Source organism: Dorea amylophila (genome assembly GCF_025567265.1).
GTDB classification, from domain to species: domain Bacteria; phylum Bacillota; class Clostridia; order Lachnospirales; family Lachnospiraceae; genus Dorea_A; species Dorea_A amylophila.
Window position 1 is genome coordinate 1 of the sequence record NZ_JAOQJW010000005.1, and the last position, 17,131, is coordinate 17,131.

Here is a 17,131-nt window from a genome sequence, read left to right on the forward strand (position 1 = left end):
GTTTGTCTCAAGCGACAGCTTATTAAGAATATCACAAGCAGTTGTGTTTGTCAACTGTTATTTTATTCTTTTTTTCAGGAACAATTCCCGAAGATTTCTGATTATGTTCCAGCATTTTCTGCTTTTCCGTAATCAGTTCCCGCTGTCTTCTGCTTCGACTCTGTTACCTCACGGCCTTGTCTAACGCGACAGCTAGATTAATATACCACAAGGGCGTTTGAATTGTCAACGTTGTTTTTATATTTTCTGCAATTTAGACAATTCAGATAATTCTACTTCTATTCCTCATTCTCTTATATACATTTTCACAAAAACAGAGCATAACTCTCTCATAATGAAATGAGTCATGCTCTGTCTAAATTTTCCAGCTGTCTCATAAGTGCATCGCAGACTTTTTTTGCAACTGCCAGCTTATAAGCCAGACGTGTAGGCTGTGGTTCCAATTCCACATAATACGACTCCACTTTACCATCTGTCACAATTGCAAAATATACCCGTCCTGGAACAGATGCATCCGAATTAGCCGGATCTATATTCCCCATCGTACCGGTGACACCAATACCTATATTGGCATTGTATGTTTTCGCACAGGCTTTCGCCATAGCCTCTGCAGTTTCTTTTGAATATACCGTATATTTATCCAGGATTTCTGCCGGAACCCCCTGCATGATCTTGGCTTCATTGCAATAAGTAATAAATGCGCCTTTTAATATAGCTGATGACCCTTCGGTATCGGTAATCAAAGATGCAATCTGCCCTGATGTGGCAGATTCCATCGTCGTGATCGTCATATTCTTCTCTATTAATAATTTTGTCAGATTGTGGTAGTCTTTTCTGATGTCCGACTCATTATAACCATTTGCATTCTTCAATTATTTCACCTTATCTTCTATAATTATTCTAATATAAACTCTTTTTAGGATAATCTTTTCCGATTCTTACGTTCTTTTTTATATTGATACATATCCTGATCAGCTCTGTCTTTAACCTTAACAATATCCTCTCCGGAAAACGGGGCTGATCCATAGGATACCGTAGGTAAAAATGCAATCTCCCCTCGTTTTTCTTGCAGTCTCTGCAAAAATTCTTGTTTACACCTTCCTTCGTTGCCACCGTTTTTCAGAAGAACACAAAACTCATCACCACCTATACGATAGCAATATCCAAAGTTTGCATAAGATTTTTTGATGCATTCTGCGATTCCTGCAAGACAAAGATCTCCCTGTATATGGCCGTATTGGTCGTTGATCTGTTTGAAATCATCCACATCAAACACAACCAGCACTCCTCCTTTGTACCTCACCCCACCTGTCTGCTTCAGATAGCTGTTCTGGTTCAAAAGCCCTGTAAGTGCATCCAACTGATTCCACATCTCGCTGCAATAGATAAAATACAATACCGATAGCAACGTAACACATAACCAGGTAACATGAAGTTCGGGAAGAGCAACCTGAATGATCGTTTCCGCCATCACGAAAAGAATAAGTGGATAGATCAGAAGTCTGCTGCGATTCTGAAACTCCCTGGCGGTAATGACCGTAGATGCAGAAAGATATAAGATCGCCCCAAAATACATGATGACATATATATAAAAATGCGGACCACGTGAATAAATGTTATCTGCGCTCACAGAAAACACAATTCCACATGGAATCGTAACAAAAAGAAAAATCAAATACCCGATTTCAATACGCACCGCCGTCCTGATCTCACGCCGCAGAGCTGTTTTCCTGTCCAAAACGTATACAAGACAGATACAGACAGCCGGTGACAGACCAAAGCCAAGATAGTTAGCAGTAATATTCAGCCAGCGGTACCCCGGAGGCAGACCATCCACTACAAGAGTAATGACTTCCAGTACGGAAATCCCTGCGATCAGAACAAAGGCAAGAAAGAAACCACGCTTTTGTTTTTTACTAAGCGTTTCACTCAAATATGTGAGAATACACATAAAACATAAAACAAAAAAATCAATTGTAGTTAATACACAAAAATATCCGTTCATTGCATACCTTTCCATTTTCTTCTAATTCTGAAACATACTATGAAACATATTTTATTATCCACTACTTTACAGTACCGGTACTATCATATTTACCCAGAACCAGCTCACCGGCATCACAAGCACCATAGCCGGAATCATATCTGCAACCGGGAAATCATGAATCTTTGCAATCCGGAAACCGGTAGCCAGAAGCAGGAAACCACCGCATGCTTTAAAGTCTGCAATCATATCCGGTGTGGTCAGTGGAAAGATAAATTTTGCTGCTGCGAATATAATAAGGAAAATCACGCATTGCGGAATTGCAACCACTGCGATCACCATCCCCAATGTTCCTCCAAAAATCATCGCAGTAAAGAAATCCAGAATCGACTTGGAAATCAGAATCGTATGATCCCCACTCATTCCCGAATCCAACGCACCGTAGATTCCTGTCCCACTGGCGCAGAACAGTACGATAATTGTCACAAGCATGGACATATATTCTTCCCTGGACATAGATTTATTCTTATTCGGGAATAATTTTCCCACCGGTTTCTCCATACAAACCGCTCCACGATTAATCATTCCTCCAAGATTAACAGCCAAACCAAATGCAGTTCCGATAATCACTGCAAAAATAACGGCAGGCATATTTTTCATAAGCCCGATGGAACTAACTCCCATTCCCATTGAGCAGACTCCAAAAATCTTGGTAAGCTCCGAATTAAATTTTTCAGGCAGTTTATGCCCGAATAATGCCCCGATCACACCACCGGCAGCAACCGACAGGGCATTGATAATAACTCCTATTGGCATAGTTATCCCTCGTCTTTCTAAAAATACAGATACGGTGCAGGGAATTCCCTCTGCACCGCGAATTTACAATCTGACATTTAGTTTATCACAAAACTTTTTACCATGTAAACTTTTATTTTTCATTATTCTGTTCGAAGTGCGGTCACCGGATCACTCTTGGCAGCTTTCCTTGAAGGAATCAATCCGCCAAGTAAGGTAAGCACCACACTTAAAAGAATCAGTACGATCGCCGGTGCGATTGGAAGGATTGCACTGACCCGGTTATTGTCTGCAAGTGCATGTATCAGCATATTTCCCGGAATCAATATCAAAAGCGTCAGTCCGATACCGATAAGTCCGGCGCAGAGTCCGATGATAAATGTCTCTGCATTAAATACCTGCGAGATATTTCCTTTGGATGCTCCAATGGCTCTTAAAATACCAATCTCTTTCTTTCGTTCCAGTACACTAATATAAGTAATAACTCCAATCATGATCGATGATACGAGCAGGGAAATTGCCACAAATGCAATCAGTACATAGCTGATTGTATTGATAATAGTAGTCACTGATGACATCATCGTTCCTACAATATCCGTATAAGAAATCACCTGTTCTTCTTTTCCCTCGTCTTCCATTTGCTGATTATAATGATCCAGAACCTCTACCACTTTTTCTTTGTTATCAAAGTCTTTTGGATAAATGGAAATGGAACTCGGCTGACTGAAATCTGCATATCCGAGCTGCTGCAGATTATTATCATAGGAAGTGCTCTGTGCTCCGGACATGGACATCATAAGTTCCGTCAGATCATCTTCCGTCATATTGAACTGGAATGCATTTGCAAATGCATCGGCATTAAAGTTCATAGAGCCTCCCAGTGCTTTTTGTAGATTTTCTCCAATCCGGCTCATGGCAGATGTCATAACCGTTTCAAGTCCACCGGCAAGCTGCGTGGTCACCTGACTCATAGCAGATGTCATCTGTGTACTGATTGTCTGAGAAATGGCACCGGTATATGCACTCATGGCCTGACCCATGTAGCTACTCATGGCCGTGCTGATTTGCTTTTGGAGACTATCCATATTGATTGCCTCAGAAAGTCCCTGGTTCAGGCGTCTCTTTCCGTCATCCGTCTTTATATAATTCACAAAATTCTCTGCCATCTTTGTCGGATCTGCATAATTCTTTTCCTTTGCATATACAGTATACCCATCTGCCAGTTCCTTTGCCATAGCTTGCAATGTGTCACTGGAAATGTTGAAATCTATATTTCCAAATATTTCATTGGCCCATTTATTTACAATTGCATTGGCACGCCCGGTCTGTAGATACTGCTGGAAGTACGTTCCAAATTCCTCTGCACCCGGATTAGCGTTCTGCTCTACAAGCCAGCTTTGAAAATCACTCATCACGTTGGTCAACAGTTCCTTAATCTGCTCTGGTGTAATCGTAACTTCCCCGTTATTTTTCAGAATGTCTTTCAAATATTTCTGAATAATGCCCTTTGCCTGATTGGAAGTCAGATATTCTGCAATCTGATTTCCAAGATTGGAATAATCCGCTTCCGGATGGCTCTTTACATATTCCTGATAACCTTCCGAAAGGCCGGATAACATTTTCTGCATGCCATCCGCATTGACCTGTACATCCAGATTCGTAAGAATATCCCCCAGATTCATCTGTGGCATATTGCCCATGTTGATTTCTACCTGATCCAGATTCACCATACCGGACAAATCCATAGAATTTCCGTCCATCTGAAATGCCTTGGAAAGATCAAGTCCCGACAGATCCATGGAACTTCCAAGATTGTTCATAGCACTGCTATCAAAACCAAATGCGTTTTTCAGGGCATCCTCATCTATACTGAACAGAGAATTCATGTCAAATCCATTGTTCCCACCTGTATTGCCAAATTCTTCCCCGGTAAATACATTTACATTCGGATTCGCAAGCTGCTGTTTTACAATCTCGCTGCCTTTTGCCTGTTCTGCCACATGATTTACAAGATCTGAGGTATAGTTAATTCCCGGTGTCAGTGATGAAGCCTTCGCATCTTCGGCCGACTGCACGATTCCCACAATTTTTACATTCTCACCGTCTTCGACCAGTTTTTTCATGTAATCCGCATTGTCAGTTTTGTCTTTCCACACCTGATATTGATCGTCATATTCATAATAATCTGAAGCATTTACCAGTTTAAATGTCTTTTCCAAAATATCATCATAAGTATAAGTTCCAATATTTTCAGGCGTTTTTATCGTCTCTTCGTTGATGAACTGCTTAATCATATCATCGAGTTCAACCTGGTCTCTGAGTCCCAATGTATATAATAAGAAGTCGCTCATAGAACCATCCGGCGTCAGCACAAGAACGCATTCATTATATTTTTTCGGCCATCTTCCGGCTTTTACATCATACTGTCCTTCATAGAGATCCGTATTTTCCGGCATCTCAAAGAACACATTGGTACTCATCATGGAGGACATCAGACTATTCGAACCTGCAGATGCACCAAGTCCCAATGAAGAAAATGACTGATCCGGATTGACCTGACGAACATTGTCACCGTCCTGTCGGAACAACTGCGGCATCACATTGTAAGAATATTCTATTGCTTTTGTATAGTCATGAATCTTAGATTTACCACTGTCCAGATATTTTTTTAAAGCACCAAGGTCATTGGAATCCATCTTTGAAAACATATTGGTGACTACCTGCATGACCTTTACCTTATCTTTATCTTTTCCACTTTTCTTATCATCACTGCTTCCGGGATCCCCATTCATACCCACCATCATGGAAGTGAGATCAAATCCGGTACTTTGTATCTGCAGTGGATATTCAGACAATGTCTCCTCCTCAATGGACCGGATATAAGCGTTGACGCCATTTGAGAGAGCCAGAATCAGTGCAATTCCGATAATTCCAATAGATCCTGCAAAAGAAGTCAGAAGGGTTCTTGCTTTCTTTGTCCTTAAGTTATTAAAACTCAGTGACAATGCCGTCAGAAAAGACATGGAAGATTTCCCCATATTCTTATGCTCCGGCGGTGCCAGATTTTCCTCTTCCACAATATGTTCATCTGTGTCCGAACGGATCTTTCCATCTTTCAGATTGACGATCCTGGTCGCATACTGCTCTGCCAGTTCCGGGTTATGTGTGACCATAACGACCAGACGGTCTTTCGCTACCTCTCTAAGAAGATCCATGACCTGCACACTGGTGTCACTGTCCAGTGCCCCGGTCGGCTCATCTGCAAGCAGGATCTCCGGATCATTGACCAGCGCTCTTGCAATTGCGACTCTCTGCATCTGCCCTCCCGACATCTGGTTCGGCTTCTTATGAAGCTGCTGCCCAAGCCCCACCTTCTCCAGTGCATCCACTGCACGCTTTCTTCTTTCTTCCTTCCCGACTCCCGAAATTGTCAGTGCCAGCTCAACATTTGCAAGCACCGTCTGATGCGGAATCAGATTGTAGCTTTGGAATACAAAACCAATCGTATGATTACGGTACGAATCCCAGTCTCTGTCCTTATATTTTTTTGTGGAAATGCCATTGATGATAAGATCTCCGCTGTCGTAGCGGTCCAGTCCTCCGATAATATTCAGAAGCGTGGTTTTGCCGGAACCACTGGGACCTAAGATTGCTACGAATTCATTATCTCTCAGATTCAGACTCACATCGTCCAGAGCCTTCTGTACCAGACTTCCCGTCCGGTACTCTTTTTTTATGTGTTGTATTTGAAGCATTTAAATTCTCCTATAAATATAGTATCAGCTTTAAGAATGAGATGACTCTATTCTAATTCCCGTGACATCTTCTCACTGATAGTATGATATATTTCTTCTGTCGCCGAATCATTTTCACCATTTATAACCAATATTTTTCCATCTACACTCATGACTACATATGAATGACAGGACGAATGTGTATAACGGATATAATTTCCATAAACATCATTTCTAAAATTTCCCATAGCATATTTAAAATTTCCCAAACCATTAGTTCTATAATCATTCGAATTCTGTAATAAATTCTCTTCGTATGAGATACTGTCAATCTGCGTATAGGCTACCGTATAATCGCTCCATCCCTGCGCCTCGATAGTAAAATTGTTATCTTGGAAGTGAATGTCAATACTTCCCCAAAACAAAGTCACTATAATAAATATAATAGTTAAAATTGTTACGATTCCGTACACCACCATTACTTTTTTGTTATACTGAATTTTTAATTTTTCTCCGGTTCCTATCTTTTTCTTATAAAAGAGATAGGAATAAAGAACACTGATGATCGCGGCTGCCATAATACTTACAATATACAAAACGAGTGCTGCTATGCTTTCTGCAAAAAGACCGCAAAGCATGCACAGAATACTTGATGCCACCCATATCTTTCCACTGAATCTATGCGTTGCATTCCAGTTTTCTTCATCCTGCAATGTCCATACGACCCTGATTCCTATCGTATTGTTCTGTTTTACCTTTGGCAGATAATTTCCTATAACCATAAACATTAAACCTGTTCCATAATAAATCAATGCCATAAATAAATTCTCTGTATCTGCTCCCATGTTGACCAATCTGGCAATACCGTTATAAATCAATGTAATAACAGGTATAATCCATATAGTCATCCCTATAACCTTGCGACTTTGTTGTCTGTTCCTGTTATCATAAAATATGATTGTCACAAGCGCACATTGCATCACTATAAAAAATACATTTAACCACTTACCCTGTATACTCGTAAAACCTACCAGAATCCCTGCAAGAATTACCAGTCCAGAGCTAATTAATGTACCTCTATAATTTTTTATCATTTCCTTCATCGTCCGATGCTCCTTTCAAGTCTGTTATCCACAACATGACATCTTCCAACACGGAAGTGTTTAATTCATAATAAATAAACTTTCCTTCTCTTTGGTTTCGAATCAAATCAGCCTCCTTTAATACTGCCAGATGTCTTGATATAGATGCTCCCGTTACTGAAAAATGTTCGCATATCTCTCCGGCTGAAAGCCGACCATTTTTCAACAAATTCAAAATCTCGCGTCGTATTGGATCAGCCAATGCTTTTAATGTATCTTGTATACCCAAAAATTCATCCCACCCTTTTATTTAACATTTAACCTAATTGTTAAATATATTGTAATTCCAGATGCATTATATGTCAAGAAATAAAAATGAATGCAAAGGAAAAATTAGCCGATTACCAGAGACAGTTTGGTGTGCATGCTGAAGCGAATTCGGAAGTAATGGGGGCTTTCGGTGCTACAGTTACTGCAGAATAGTATTTACATTTTCACTTTGAAAGACCTATCATGGATAACGGTTCCACAATAGGTCTTTCTTTTATTATTCCCCGCTGATCGGCGAACCACAATACTCACACTCGCCCACGGCTCCTCTTTGAATTTTATTGATACCACCACATCCCTTACATTTTACAGTAAAAAGTTCTGCATCTGTCTGTTTGACCGTCTTTGTAAAAGAGGGGTTACCAATCTTCTGATTCATCTGATTCTTTCGAACAAATAACTTTGCCTTGTTATCCACATAAGCATCGTTAAAATATTTCTTTTTACACAATTTTTCAAGATTTCGACGTACTTTATCCTCCGGCTGGCTAAGAATCGCTGCCATATCCGGGATAAATCCATCCTGCGAAGCTTCTGCAATCTCTTTATATTCTCGATACAGCTTTTGCAGACGGAGTGTCTGGATCCCGAGCACAATCAGGATCACCCCGAAAATTCCAAGAACAATGCACATAATCAATCCCGAAATTTCCATATCCGCTGCATATGCCGGATCAGAGAACCATTCTTCCACACAGATTGCTGCAACCAGAAGAAAAAATGTTCCTCCGGTAATCCCCACAACTGACAGAATCTTTTTCATAATCAACATTTTATATTTCCTCCCCACCTAATCGTTTTCCACATTCCGGACAGAAACGTAGATTCCCTTCCAGCACAGTTCCACACTGTGGACAGTGTCTCTCTTTGCTTATAAGCCGGCTTCCACACTCGGAACAGAACTTTGCATCCGCCAGGACTTCGTTCCCGCACTGCGGGCAGAATTTTGATTTTCTATATCCGCCACGCAAATCTATATTCTGTGCCATAGAAGAGAACTGGTTTCCCATCTCTCTTCCAACGCCGAATCCCATTCCAAGACCCATTCCGGCTCCCATCACAGAACCTGCATCTGCATTCCCGTGACTGACCGCATTTTCCAATGTATCAAAGGATCTCTCTTGTTGATAATTGTAGCCTATATCTTGCTTATTATCATGCCATATGTTTCGCAGTCTTCTTTTATCTGCTTCTGTATCATATGTGCTGTTGCCTTGCCACAAAAGCATATAACTTGCTCCTTCCTGTTATCTCTTGTTGTTTCTTGATGCTTCAAGTATAATGAAATTCATAAAGGAAATAGACGTACAGCATGTGGACTTACCACCCGATAATCCTCATGTTTTGCGATATACAGGGAGGTTATTCTCATGGGGAAACAATCTACAAGAGAAAATAAGACAATTTATCAGATTTGCCGGGAAGAAGCCGGTCTTACCAGATCAGAAGCCAGCGAAAAAATGACTGCTGTTTCTGATTCTAAAATTGAAAAATTTGAATATGAAATACAGGAACCCACACCTTACGATATCATCCAGATGGCTGATGCTTACAAGCGCCCGGATCTCTGCAATTATTACTGCTCTCATAAATGCGAAATTGGTCATCGTTATGTCCCGGAAGTCGAAGTTTCCGACTTATCCAATATAATCCTGGAAACCATTGCCAGTCTGAATGAGATTAATCCTCTTACCACACGTCTGATCCAGATTGCCCGTGACGGTAAGATCAGCGATGATGAGATCAAGGATTTTGCTTTTATCAGCAACAAACTGGATGAAATTTCTCTGGCAATAGATTCTCTGAATCTCTGGGTTGATAAAACAGCCGGAGAGCAGGGACTAAACATCGAATTGCTCAGAGAAGAAAAAAAGAAACAGAAATAAATATGAAAAAACAAGGCAGCGAACCTATTTATGGTCCACTGCCTCTTTCCTTTACATATGCTGTAACTGGTTTATGATGTATTCCGTTCTGCGGATAGCTTCTTCCACCTGATGTCTGGCATTATTGATTCGATCCTGCACCATCCAATCCACAACAAATCCATCAAAAAAATAATCTGCAAAGGATAAGAAGTCTCCAGTATTGATGTTTAAATTACAAGCCATGTTCACATCATTTAATTCCCTACTGAAATTACGAAGATCATATTTCGCCTGTTCCATATTTTGTCTGGCCTGATCCATCTTGGAGTGTTTCAACATCGTAGAAAAGAATCCACCGCCAAACATATCCACCAAGCCCCAATTTTTTGCACTGTTCAGGTTTTCTTCTGCTGTCCGAAGACTACTTAACGCACGTTGTCCTGCTTCAATCGCTTCTCGTTTCTCTTTTTCTATATCATATCCCATAATTTCTTCCCTCCTCGTATTTTTATGAGTTAGATGATATAAGTGCAATGATTCCGCCGATGATCAACAATGGAAATGCAATATAAATCAGTCCGCCAACAACCATTCCTATCAAAATCACCGGGAAAAATACAACTGTACAGAGCAGCTTTAAGATTCCCCAGGATGCTTTTACACCAAATATAAAAAATTTTCCAATAAACCAGATCATGCATATAGCAAATAGTAACGATAACATATTCTACTCCTTCTGACTCCTGTTATGATTTGAATCATTCATTTTTTTGATTGTTTACTTGATATAAACTCAGATGTATTTCTCACACCAATTTTACTACTGAATTCTGGATTCTTCTCTATTTTTTCAATCATCCGAATTAACCTTATTTTCTGTGCTGTATCCATCTGCTCACCTCATTCTAATAGTTCTGCCTTTTGATATTGTCAGTATAACCGGACAACTTTTCAAAATATATACCTAATACAAAGAATTGAACATATGTAATTCTCAATTTTCGAGGAATCTTAAGAAAGACCCAGAGGAAATTCCCTGAGCCTATTGGTTATATAGCAGTATTTTTTTCAAACAGAATCAACTTAACATACAAATGCACTTTCCTCTTTTGCTTTCCGCAAATCTTTTAACACTGTTCCTATATCTCCCAAAATAGCAATCCCCTTATCTTCAATGAATTCCGGCAAAAACTGATATTCTGAATTTACGGAGATATAATATGCATCTTTCAAGCTGTTTGTCAGTTCCCAAAACGGCTCCTGTATAAACATCGGTGTCATGCGCCCTACTCCAAGTTCTATAAAGAGAATTTTTCTATCTTTATTCTTTTGAATGTATTTTGAGATTTTTTCATATTCTTCTTCGTATTTTTTCCCTTGCAGAAAATTCCCATATCCTCTTACCCACGGAAACATTTCCGCACCACAATGAGGGCAGCGAGGAATCAGTTCATCCGGCACCATTGTCCCCTCTCCCATGGCCGCAATCATATCTGCCACAGGTTGTACGGCATCCCATGTTTCATCCTGACAACACTGGGAACACTGGAAGAAACGATGATCTCCCTGAATCTCACTGACCTTTTCTTCCGGATAAATCTTTACAAACTGTGTATCTTGATTAGTCGTTAAGATATGTAAATCCTTTCCCTGCAAGATTCTATCCAAATCCAGATATGGCTCTCTGATAGGAGCATTTTGTGTAGTATTTAAAAAGGTTGCCACATATCCCCAATGTTCATTTCTTGTAGAAAACCGATGCATCATTCCGCTAAAAGCACCTTTGAATCCATACTTATCTGCAAATTTTCCAAAATGCTCACGAAAAGAAGGGGTATCACTATAATAAAAATCACCACCTCCAGCCGCTGATAAACCGGATGCTCCGCCTACTACGATACACTCTGCCTCCTGCACTCTGCGAACAAATTCCTGAATCTGTTCCTCATAAGGAAGTGGTTTTTGTTTGCTCAACACTACAGCAGTACCGCCGGATGCATAGGTACTATAGTGTCTGGAATAGTTCATTTGTGTTTTCATTACCAAATTTTCATAACAGCTCATTTTTTCATTCTCCTATCTCACAACTGTAATATCTTTAACCATCTTACTTAGTCTATCCTTCCCTTTCTGATTTCCTTTAACGCTACCGTAAGATCACCATCCACACCGATGGATTTTTCTTTGATTTCCTCTGGAATGTAAATTTCGCCCTTGTTAAATGTGATATATCTTGCCTGTGGTTCTACTGCTGCAAGCTGCATCAAAGGAGCTTTAATCATCTGATTTCTCCAACCAATGCCAAATTCCAGAATTACCAGCTTCTTTCCATGTAAATTCTGAATAAATTCTTGATAGCGGGCAGCCTTTTCCTTCCAATTTTTCGTTTCTGTAAACGAGGACATCTCACCCCAATTTACTTCCATATCTCCACCGCATTTTGGACATTTCGGCAGTAACTCTTTGGGTACTCTTCCGTTTACTTCCTCTTCTGTCATGGCGAGAACTGCTTTTTGATTAGGATAGACCTCGTCATGACATCTATTCTTGCACCGCATCTGGGTTAATTTCCCTTCCATTTCAAAAACACGGTTTGCCTCAAAACCTGCCGGCACAAAATGATCCTCCGCATTGGAAGTTACTACGAAATATTCTTTATCCTTTACTAGTGCATAGATGTTTTTCATAATCTCACTCGGCTCATCCTGCATAGCTTTTGCTTTAACAAGTCTGCTTACAAACGCCCACTTTTCTTCTACCTTCATTGGCACTGAAAATCCGTGTAAAACACAACGCAGTCCGTATTTTTCTCTGAAATCTCCCATATTTTCCTGAAACCATGCGTCATCTGCAAAAATATTATATCCCTCTGCGATAGACAAACCATTACTGGCTCCAATCAAAATACCATCTGCGTCTTTGATGATTTGACTTATCTCTTGATATACATTCATCTTCATCACATTTCCTTTCCCGCTATGTTTTCTTTTAAATCCCGCAGGGTTTCTGCCAAATCTCCTGCTATATAAATGCCTTTGTCTTTTATATGCTCTGGAACTGAGGATTTCTTCTGATTCAGACAGGCATAAAATACCTTTTCATTTTTGTATGTCATTTCCCAAAAAGGAAGTTTAATAATACTGGGTGTCATCTCACCAACCCCCAGCTCCAGCAGTACAACATTCTTATCTGTTCCATTCATGAGATATTTTTTTAGGAAATTCTCATATCGCCTTACACCTTCCCTCCAGTCTTTCCCCTCCAAAAATGTATCATCCCTTACCCAGGGAACCATGATTCTCCCGCACTCATTACATCTTGGCAGAAGCTCGGAAGTAACACGCAGCCCCCGGATATTTTCGTTCATCCTGCGAATCATTTCTACATTGGAATAAATTTGGTCATGGCAAGGCTGACTGCATTGAAGATAGCCGATGTTACCTTGATAATCGCAAATCCTTTCTTTCTGAAAAATCCGTTCAAACTGCATATCTATATTGGCTGTTAAAACAAAGACTTCTTTTTCCGCCACAATATCACGCAGGTCATAGTATGGCTGTCCTGTAGGTGCATCCCACATACTTTGTATGTAACGTGCATAATATGCCCACTGTTGTTCCGGCGATGAATAACAGTAGTAAAAACCGTCAAAAGGAGATTTCAATCCATACCACTCCTTGAAATCTTGTAAACATTCCTCCATATAGGGTAGCCAATGATAATGGTTATATCCCGCCGCACTGGAAAGACCAGAACCACCGCCTATCAAAACGGCATCTGCCTGACGGATTTTTTCTGCCAGAAAACTGACTTGTTCCTCCTTTTGCATACACCACTTTATCTCCTTTTTTATATCAGATTCCACACCTTTTATTTTGCTTGACTTTTATTTTTTTCCTTGTTAAAATTAAATTTACATCAAGCATTAAAGTCATGTTATCATGTAAGTTTAAAAATTGCAAGAAGAAAATTCGAGGTGACAAATGAAATATTCCACAAAGCTTAGTGACACCATTCATATTCTTATATTTATTGCTCTTGGAGATGACGAACAACTCTCCAGCACAAAAATTGCAGAAAGTATCAAGACAAACCCGGCTTATGTCAGACAACTTATGGCAACCCTGAAAAATACAGGCATTGTTGTCAACACACAAGGTCATGCGAATGCCGCTCTTGCAAAATCGGCAGATAAAATCAATATGTATGACATCTACCGAGCTGTAGAGGGCGATAAGCCGCTGCTTCACCTGGACACAGATACCAATCCGGATTGTGGAATCGGTATCAACATTCAATTCGCTATTGGGGACTTCTATCATGAAATTCAAAATATGGTAGATGAAAAAATGAAATCCATTACATTGCAGGATATTATTGATCGGTATTATTTTAAAATCAGGAAAGTTAAAAACCTTTAAAATTGAATGTGTCATCGGTATCACTGATGATGACAAACATGGCTGTTCTCTGATCGCCGATCATATCCAGTTCCATTTCGTCATACGACATGCTTTCTCGAAGCTCCTGAATATCAAATGGTGAAAGTCTGGCACCACAGGAAAGCAAAATCGATTTTGCAGTTTTGCCAGTAACAAAATGTCAATAGTTTTTTAATCACTTTTTCAAAAAAGGCAAAAAAATAGAACGTATAGTTAATTTCCATACGCTCTATCTCACATTTCATATTAAATTTTTGAATTCTACAAACTTGAAATTAGCGATTTCTTTTTCCGGTATTCTCTGTCCCACGGATTTCCTCATGATAGAAATAATCTACGATCACCGGATGCCCCTGCGGGACTCTGCCATAAGGCATTTCATTATCCACAAAGGCACAATCATACTTCTTAGCCATTTTCTCAGCTTTTACTTCAAGTGCTTCAAAGTAGCTGCGGTTATGCTTGTTATAGATCTCGTCGTAAAGTGGTACAAGATCAGGATATTTTCCGGCGATATAATCCATAATTGTCTTTTTGAAACCGCCTCGAAGATTGAGATTTTCGAGCCAGAACAGATCGCACTGATCCTTTACCCGCTCAAAGATTGCTTCAAAATCCGTGATACCGGGGAATACCGGGGATACGAAACAGACTGTACGGATACCTGCCTCATATACCTGCTTCATAGCAGCGATACGGTGCTCAATGCTCGAAGCAGAATCCATATCGTTCTTGAAATTTTCATCTAGTGTGTTGATTGACCATGAAACGGTTACACGTCCAAGCTTCTTCAGCAGATCAATATCTCGTACCACAAGATCCGACTTTGTGCAGATCAGAATATCTGCGTCACTGCCGATCAGCTGCTCCAGAAGTTTTCTGGTATTCCCGAATTGCTCCTCCTGTGGATTGTAGCCATCTGTCACAGAACCGATGACTACCCGCTGTCCGGCATATTTCTTCGGATTTTTAATTTCCGGCCAATGCTTCACATCAAGGAAAGTGCCCCATTCCTCCTTGTGCCCGGTAAAGCGCTTCATAAAAGAAGCATAGCAATACTTGCAGGCATGTGTACAGCCCACATAGGGATTGACCGAGTAACCGCCTACCGGCAGACTAGACTTAGTCATGATGTTCTTTGTTTCCACCTCACGAATGAGGATTCCATTTATTACTTCTTCCATGATTTCTGTACCTCTAACACTTTATTAAATTCTTCCGGCATTTCCTGAATCATATTTTCATCCCCTATGATAGGGACAAGGTCTTCCTTCATAAACACCGGAATGCCGAGCTTATGTGCCTGATCCGTCAGAGACCATGCCCATTCCGGCTCCGTATGAATCTTCCTGCTCTGAGCTCCGGTCATGGTGCCGACAACGATCCAATTGATTCCGGAAAGGTCAACTGTGCCGGGATCATCGAATAACGGCTCAAAGGTAACATGGTAATGTTTTGCTCTGACGTTTTTCCGAAGGGCGTCGATACGCCACAGTTCTGCTTTTCTCGTCACCGTAACGCCAAACCATGCGTTTTCCAGATCGATATCAAAATCCAGCAAATCAGGTCGCTTGGTAAGGAACAGGAACTGATGCTGTGGATTTTCACGGATCTTTGCAAATACCTCGTCTCTCCATTCCGACTTCCATCCGGAGAGATCGCTCATCCCGGTAAGAAGAAAGTTCTGCGGACGTTTCTTTTCCATCATCTTGAGCTTACCCGGAAAGAATTCAGGGTCAGCGAAGTCATCAATCATATGCCAGCGTTTCACGTTGTTGCGGGCATAGCAATATGTACACCCCTCTGTGCAGCCAATGACGATATTCATGTTCTGAATCTGATCTTTGATATAAATACTCATGACTTCTGCCACTCCTCAAGATTCTTTCTGATGCGGTCGAGGCATTCCTCAAACCGGGTAATTTCTTCCTCTGAAAAACCTTTGTAGTAAATACTGCCCATCTCATCAGATACAGAATCGTACTCGCCCTTTAAGGCATGTGCTTTCTCAGTCAGAAACAGGAGTGTTTTCCTTTTGTCCGTTTCAGACTGAACACGGCTTATCAGCCCTTGATTTTCCATTCTTTCCAGCATCGTAGTAAGAGATGTTATCGCTAATCCGCATTTAGTCGAGAGTGACCTGATTGAGATACCATCCTCCTGCCACAGCACATAAAGAATACGTCCCTGGGCTCCATTAAACGCATCAATATTCTTTTCACTGAGAATCTTCTCGAAAATCCGGTCTCCAAGCTGTTTTATTTTGGTGACAAGAAATCCTCCATTCATTTCCATACAAAAGCTCCTATATAGTAGTTTATTAAAACATACTATATAGGAGCTTTATTGTCAAGAGTTTATATGTCTTAATAGGTAAATTCCGTTTTTTCAATTCCCAAACTGGAATTGTTCGAGCTTTTCAAATACTAACGTCCTTAATTCTGTTCAATAATTGATTTATAGTAGTTACCAAAGTCAGCAAGTGAATTAACAATTGGAAGCATTTTTGTTCCGAGTTCCGTTAAGCCGTATTCAACTCTCGGTGGCTGCTCATGGTAATCGTGGCGATATGCCAGCCCATCACTCATCATTTGTCTTAAACTATCTGTCAAAACCTTTTGTGAAATACCATCTATACTTCGTTGTAGCTCATTGAATCTCCATGGACGCTCTTTCAAGTTACGCAAAATCAGCAGTTTCCATTTTCCTCCGATAAGAGATACTGCTGTTGCAACTGGGCATTCCGGTAATTCTTCTTTTGCTCGCATAATTCTCACCTCCGAGTCTATTGTAACACATTCATTTTTGAGTGTACAGTTACAAAAAGGTGCGTACTTGTTTTTGTATGTGTCTCACACTATACTAATACCAAGCAACCAGAAACTACAAATTAACT

At 40.3% G+C, this 17,131-nt stretch carries 19 protein-coding genes; 2 read left to right on the top strand and 17 right to left on the bottom strand.

Translation table 11 applies throughout. The features are described from left to right. Window positions 1-344: 344 nt before the first annotated feature. The 8 genes from OCV72_RS03700 to OCV72_RS03735 all read right to left on the bottom strand — a co-directional run bounded on the left by OCV72_RS03700 (window position 345) and on the right by OCV72_RS03735 (window position 9,154). Window positions 345-872, bottom strand: coding sequence for a CinA family protein (locus tag OCV72_RS03700; protein ID WP_055282023.1), 528 nt, complete (start codon window positions 870-872; stop codon window positions 345-347). Between the two features lie 44 nt (window positions 873-916). Further along, a complete protein-coding gene (locus tag OCV72_RS03705; RefSeq protein ID WP_055282025.1) occupies window positions 917-2,005 on the bottom strand; it encodes a GGDEF domain-containing protein in 1,089 nt (362 codons plus the stop codon). Window positions 2,006-2,071: 66 nt separating this feature from the next. Then, the gene (locus OCV72_RS03710) at window positions 2,072-2,800 is read right to left on the bottom strand and encodes a DUF554 domain-containing protein (protein ID WP_055282028.1); all 729 of its coding nucleotides are present in this window, start codon (window positions 2,798-2,800) and stop codon (window positions 2,072-2,074) included. Window positions 2,801-2,922: 122 nt separating this feature from the next. Next, the gene (locus OCV72_RS03715; protein WP_055282030.1) at window positions 2,923-6,534 is read right to left on the bottom strand and encodes an ABC transporter ATP-binding protein/permease; all 3,612 of its coding nucleotides are present in this window, start codon (window positions 6,532-6,534) and stop codon (window positions 2,923-2,925) included. Between the two features lie 47 nt (window positions 6,535-6,581). Beyond that, window positions 6,582-7,616 (bottom strand): SdpI family protein, encoded by a 1,035-nt coding sequence (locus tag OCV72_RS03720; RefSeq protein WP_055282032.1) that lies wholly within the window; start codon window positions 7,614-7,616, stop codon window positions 6,582-6,584. Next, complete coding sequence (locus OCV72_RS03725; RefSeq protein ID WP_022074984.1) at window positions 7,591-7,884, bottom strand: autorepressor SdpR family transcription factor; 294 nt, start codon at window positions 7,882-7,884, stop codon at window positions 7,591-7,593. The genes OCV72_RS03720 and OCV72_RS03725 overlap by 26 nt, the downstream gene beginning before the upstream one ends. Before the next feature lie 258 nt (window positions 7,885-8,142). Continuing rightward, window positions 8,143-8,697, bottom strand: a complete 555-nt coding sequence (locus OCV72_RS03730; RefSeq protein WP_055282034.1) for a hypothetical protein — start codon at window positions 8,695-8,697, stop codon at window positions 8,143-8,145. Between the two features lies 1 nt (window position 8,698). After that, a complete protein-coding gene (locus OCV72_RS03735; protein ID WP_055282037.1) occupies window positions 8,699-9,154 on the bottom strand; it encodes a zinc ribbon domain-containing protein in 456 nt (151 codons plus the stop codon). A gap of 141 nt (window positions 9,155-9,295) precedes the next feature. Here OCV72_RS03735 and OCV72_RS03740 point away from each other — a divergent pair, with 141 nt between their 5' ends. Beyond that, on the top strand, window positions 9,296-9,811 hold the full coding sequence (locus OCV72_RS03740; protein WP_055282039.1) for a helix-turn-helix domain-containing protein: 516 nt from the start codon (window positions 9,296-9,298) through the stop codon (window positions 9,809-9,811). A gap of 51 nt (window positions 9,812-9,862) precedes the next feature. Here the strand turns inward: OCV72_RS03740 and OCV72_RS03745 are convergent, their stop codons facing one another. The 5 genes from OCV72_RS03745 to OCV72_RS03765 all read right to left on the bottom strand — a co-directional run bounded on the left by OCV72_RS03745 (window position 9,863) and on the right by OCV72_RS03765 (window position 13,622). Then, complete coding sequence (locus tag OCV72_RS03745; RefSeq protein WP_055182627.1) at window positions 9,863-10,279, bottom strand: hypothetical protein; 417 nt, start codon at window positions 10,277-10,279, stop codon at window positions 9,863-9,865. A 22-nt stretch (window positions 10,280-10,301) separates the two neighbouring features. Next, complete coding sequence (locus OCV72_RS03750) at window positions 10,302-10,517, bottom strand: hypothetical protein (RefSeq protein ID WP_028087389.1); 216 nt, start codon at window positions 10,515-10,517, stop codon at window positions 10,302-10,304. A 359-nt stretch (window positions 10,518-10,876) separates the two neighbouring features. Beyond that, window positions 10,877-11,857, bottom strand: a complete 981-nt coding sequence (locus OCV72_RS03755) for an SIR2 family NAD-dependent protein deacylase (protein WP_055282041.1) — start codon at window positions 11,855-11,857, stop codon at window positions 10,877-10,879. Between the two features lie 47 nt (window positions 11,858-11,904). After that, window positions 11,905-12,747 (bottom strand): SIR2 family NAD-dependent protein deacylase, encoded by an 843-nt coding sequence (locus OCV72_RS03760; RefSeq protein ID WP_242859198.1) that lies wholly within the window; start codon window positions 12,745-12,747, stop codon window positions 11,905-11,907. Between the two features lie 5 nt (window positions 12,748-12,752). Beyond that, complete coding sequence (locus tag OCV72_RS03765) at window positions 12,753-13,622, bottom strand: SIR2 family NAD-dependent protein deacylase (RefSeq protein ID WP_055282046.1); 870 nt, start codon at window positions 13,620-13,622, stop codon at window positions 12,753-12,755. Between the two features lie 154 nt (window positions 13,623-13,776). On the opposite strand from OCV72_RS03765, the gene OCV72_RS03770 reads away from it, so the two are divergent. Then, window positions 13,777-14,214 (top strand): Rrf2 family transcriptional regulator, encoded by a 438-nt coding sequence (locus tag OCV72_RS03770; RefSeq protein WP_055282048.1) that lies wholly within the window; start codon window positions 13,777-13,779, stop codon window positions 14,212-14,214. A gap of 296 nt (window positions 14,215-14,510) precedes the next feature. On the opposite strand, the gene OCV72_RS03780 is transcribed toward OCV72_RS03770, so the two are convergent. The 4 genes from OCV72_RS03780 to OCV72_RS03795 form a co-directional block, all read right to left on the bottom strand. After that, the gene (locus OCV72_RS03780; protein ID WP_055214576.1) at window positions 14,511-15,419 is read right to left on the bottom strand and encodes a radical SAM mobile pair protein B; all 909 of its coding nucleotides are present in this window, start codon (window positions 15,417-15,419) and stop codon (window positions 14,511-14,513) included. Beyond that, window positions 15,407-16,096, bottom strand: a complete 690-nt coding sequence (locus OCV72_RS03785) for a radical SAM mobile pair protein A (RefSeq protein WP_055282050.1) — start codon at window positions 16,094-16,096, stop codon at window positions 15,407-15,409. The genes OCV72_RS03780 and OCV72_RS03785 overlap by 13 nt, the downstream gene beginning before the upstream one ends. After that, entirely contained in the window at window positions 16,093-16,530 is a 438-nt protein-coding gene (locus tag OCV72_RS03790; RefSeq protein ID WP_004853467.1) for a radical SAM mobile pair system MarR family transcriptional regulator, read from the bottom strand. Before OCV72_RS03790 ends, OCV72_RS03785 begins: the two co-directional genes overlap by 4 nt. A 140-nt stretch (window positions 16,531-16,670) precedes the next feature. Beyond that, complete coding sequence (locus tag OCV72_RS03795; protein WP_008373705.1) at window positions 16,671-17,003, bottom strand: winged helix-turn-helix transcriptional regulator; 333 nt, start codon at window positions 17,001-17,003, stop codon at window positions 16,671-16,673. Window positions 17,004-17,131 lie beyond the last annotated feature (128 nt).

Excerpts from the sequence above, each read along its gene's own strand:
- OCV72_RS03710 (WP_055282028.1), bottom strand. The coding sequence starts at position 2,800 with ATGCCAATAGGAGTTATTATCAATGCCCTGTCGGTTGCTGCCGGTGGT.
- OCV72_RS03795 (WP_008373705.1), bottom strand. The coding sequence starts at position 17,003 with ATGCGAGCAAAAGAAGAATTACCGGAATGCCCAGTTGCAACAGCAGTA.
- OCV72_RS03755 (WP_055282041.1), bottom strand. The coding sequence starts at position 11,857 with ATGAGCTGTTATGAAAATTTGGTAATGAAAACACAAATGAACTATTCC.
- OCV72_RS03785 (WP_055282050.1), bottom strand. The coding sequence starts at position 16,096 with ATGAGTATTTATATCAAAGATCAGATTCAGAACATGAATATCGTCATT.
- OCV72_RS03745 (WP_055182627.1), bottom strand. The coding sequence starts at position 10,279 with ATGGGATATGATATAGAAAAAGAGAAACGAGAAGCGATTGAAGCAGGA.
- OCV72_RS03735 (WP_055282037.1), bottom strand. The coding sequence starts at position 9,154 with ATGCTTTTGTGGCAAGGCAACAGCACATATGATACAGAAGCAGATAAA.
- OCV72_RS03750 (WP_028087389.1), bottom strand. The coding sequence starts at position 10,517 with ATGTTATCGTTACTATTTGCTATATGCATGATCTGGTTTATTGGAAAA.
- OCV72_RS03720 (WP_055282032.1), bottom strand. The coding sequence starts at position 7,616 with ATGAAGGAAATGATAAAAAATTATAGAGGTACATTAATTAGCTCTGGA.
- OCV72_RS03760 (WP_242859198.1), bottom strand. The coding sequence starts at position 12,747 with ATGAATGTATATCAAGAGATAAGTCAAATCATCAAAGACGCAGATGGT.
- OCV72_RS03780 (WP_055214576.1), bottom strand. The coding sequence starts at position 15,419 with ATGGAAGAAGTAATAAATGGAATCCTCATTCGTGAGGTGGAAACAAAG.
- OCV72_RS03770 (WP_055282048.1), top strand. The coding sequence starts at position 13,777 with ATGAAATATTCCACAAAGCTTAGTGACACCATTCATATTCTTATATTT.
- OCV72_RS03765 (WP_055282046.1), bottom strand. The coding sequence starts at position 13,622 with ATGCAAAAGGAGGAACAAGTCAGTTTTCTGGCAGAAAAAATCCGTCAG.
- OCV72_RS03705 (WP_055282025.1), bottom strand. The coding sequence starts at position 2,005 with ATGAACGGATATTTTTGTGTATTAACTACAATTGATTTTTTTGTTTTA.
- OCV72_RS03790 (WP_004853467.1), bottom strand. The coding sequence starts at position 16,530 with ATGGAAATGAATGGAGGATTTCTTGTCACCAAAATAAAACAGCTTGGA.
- OCV72_RS03730 (WP_055282034.1), bottom strand. The coding sequence starts at position 8,697 with ATGTTGATTATGAAAAAGATTCTGTCAGTTGTGGGGATTACCGGAGGA.
- OCV72_RS03740 (WP_055282039.1), top strand. The coding sequence starts at position 9,296 with ATGGGGAAACAATCTACAAGAGAAAATAAGACAATTTATCAGATTTGC.
- OCV72_RS03715 (WP_055282030.1), bottom strand. The coding sequence starts at position 6,534 with ATGCTTCAAATACAACACATAAAAAAAGAGTACCGGACGGGAAGTCTG.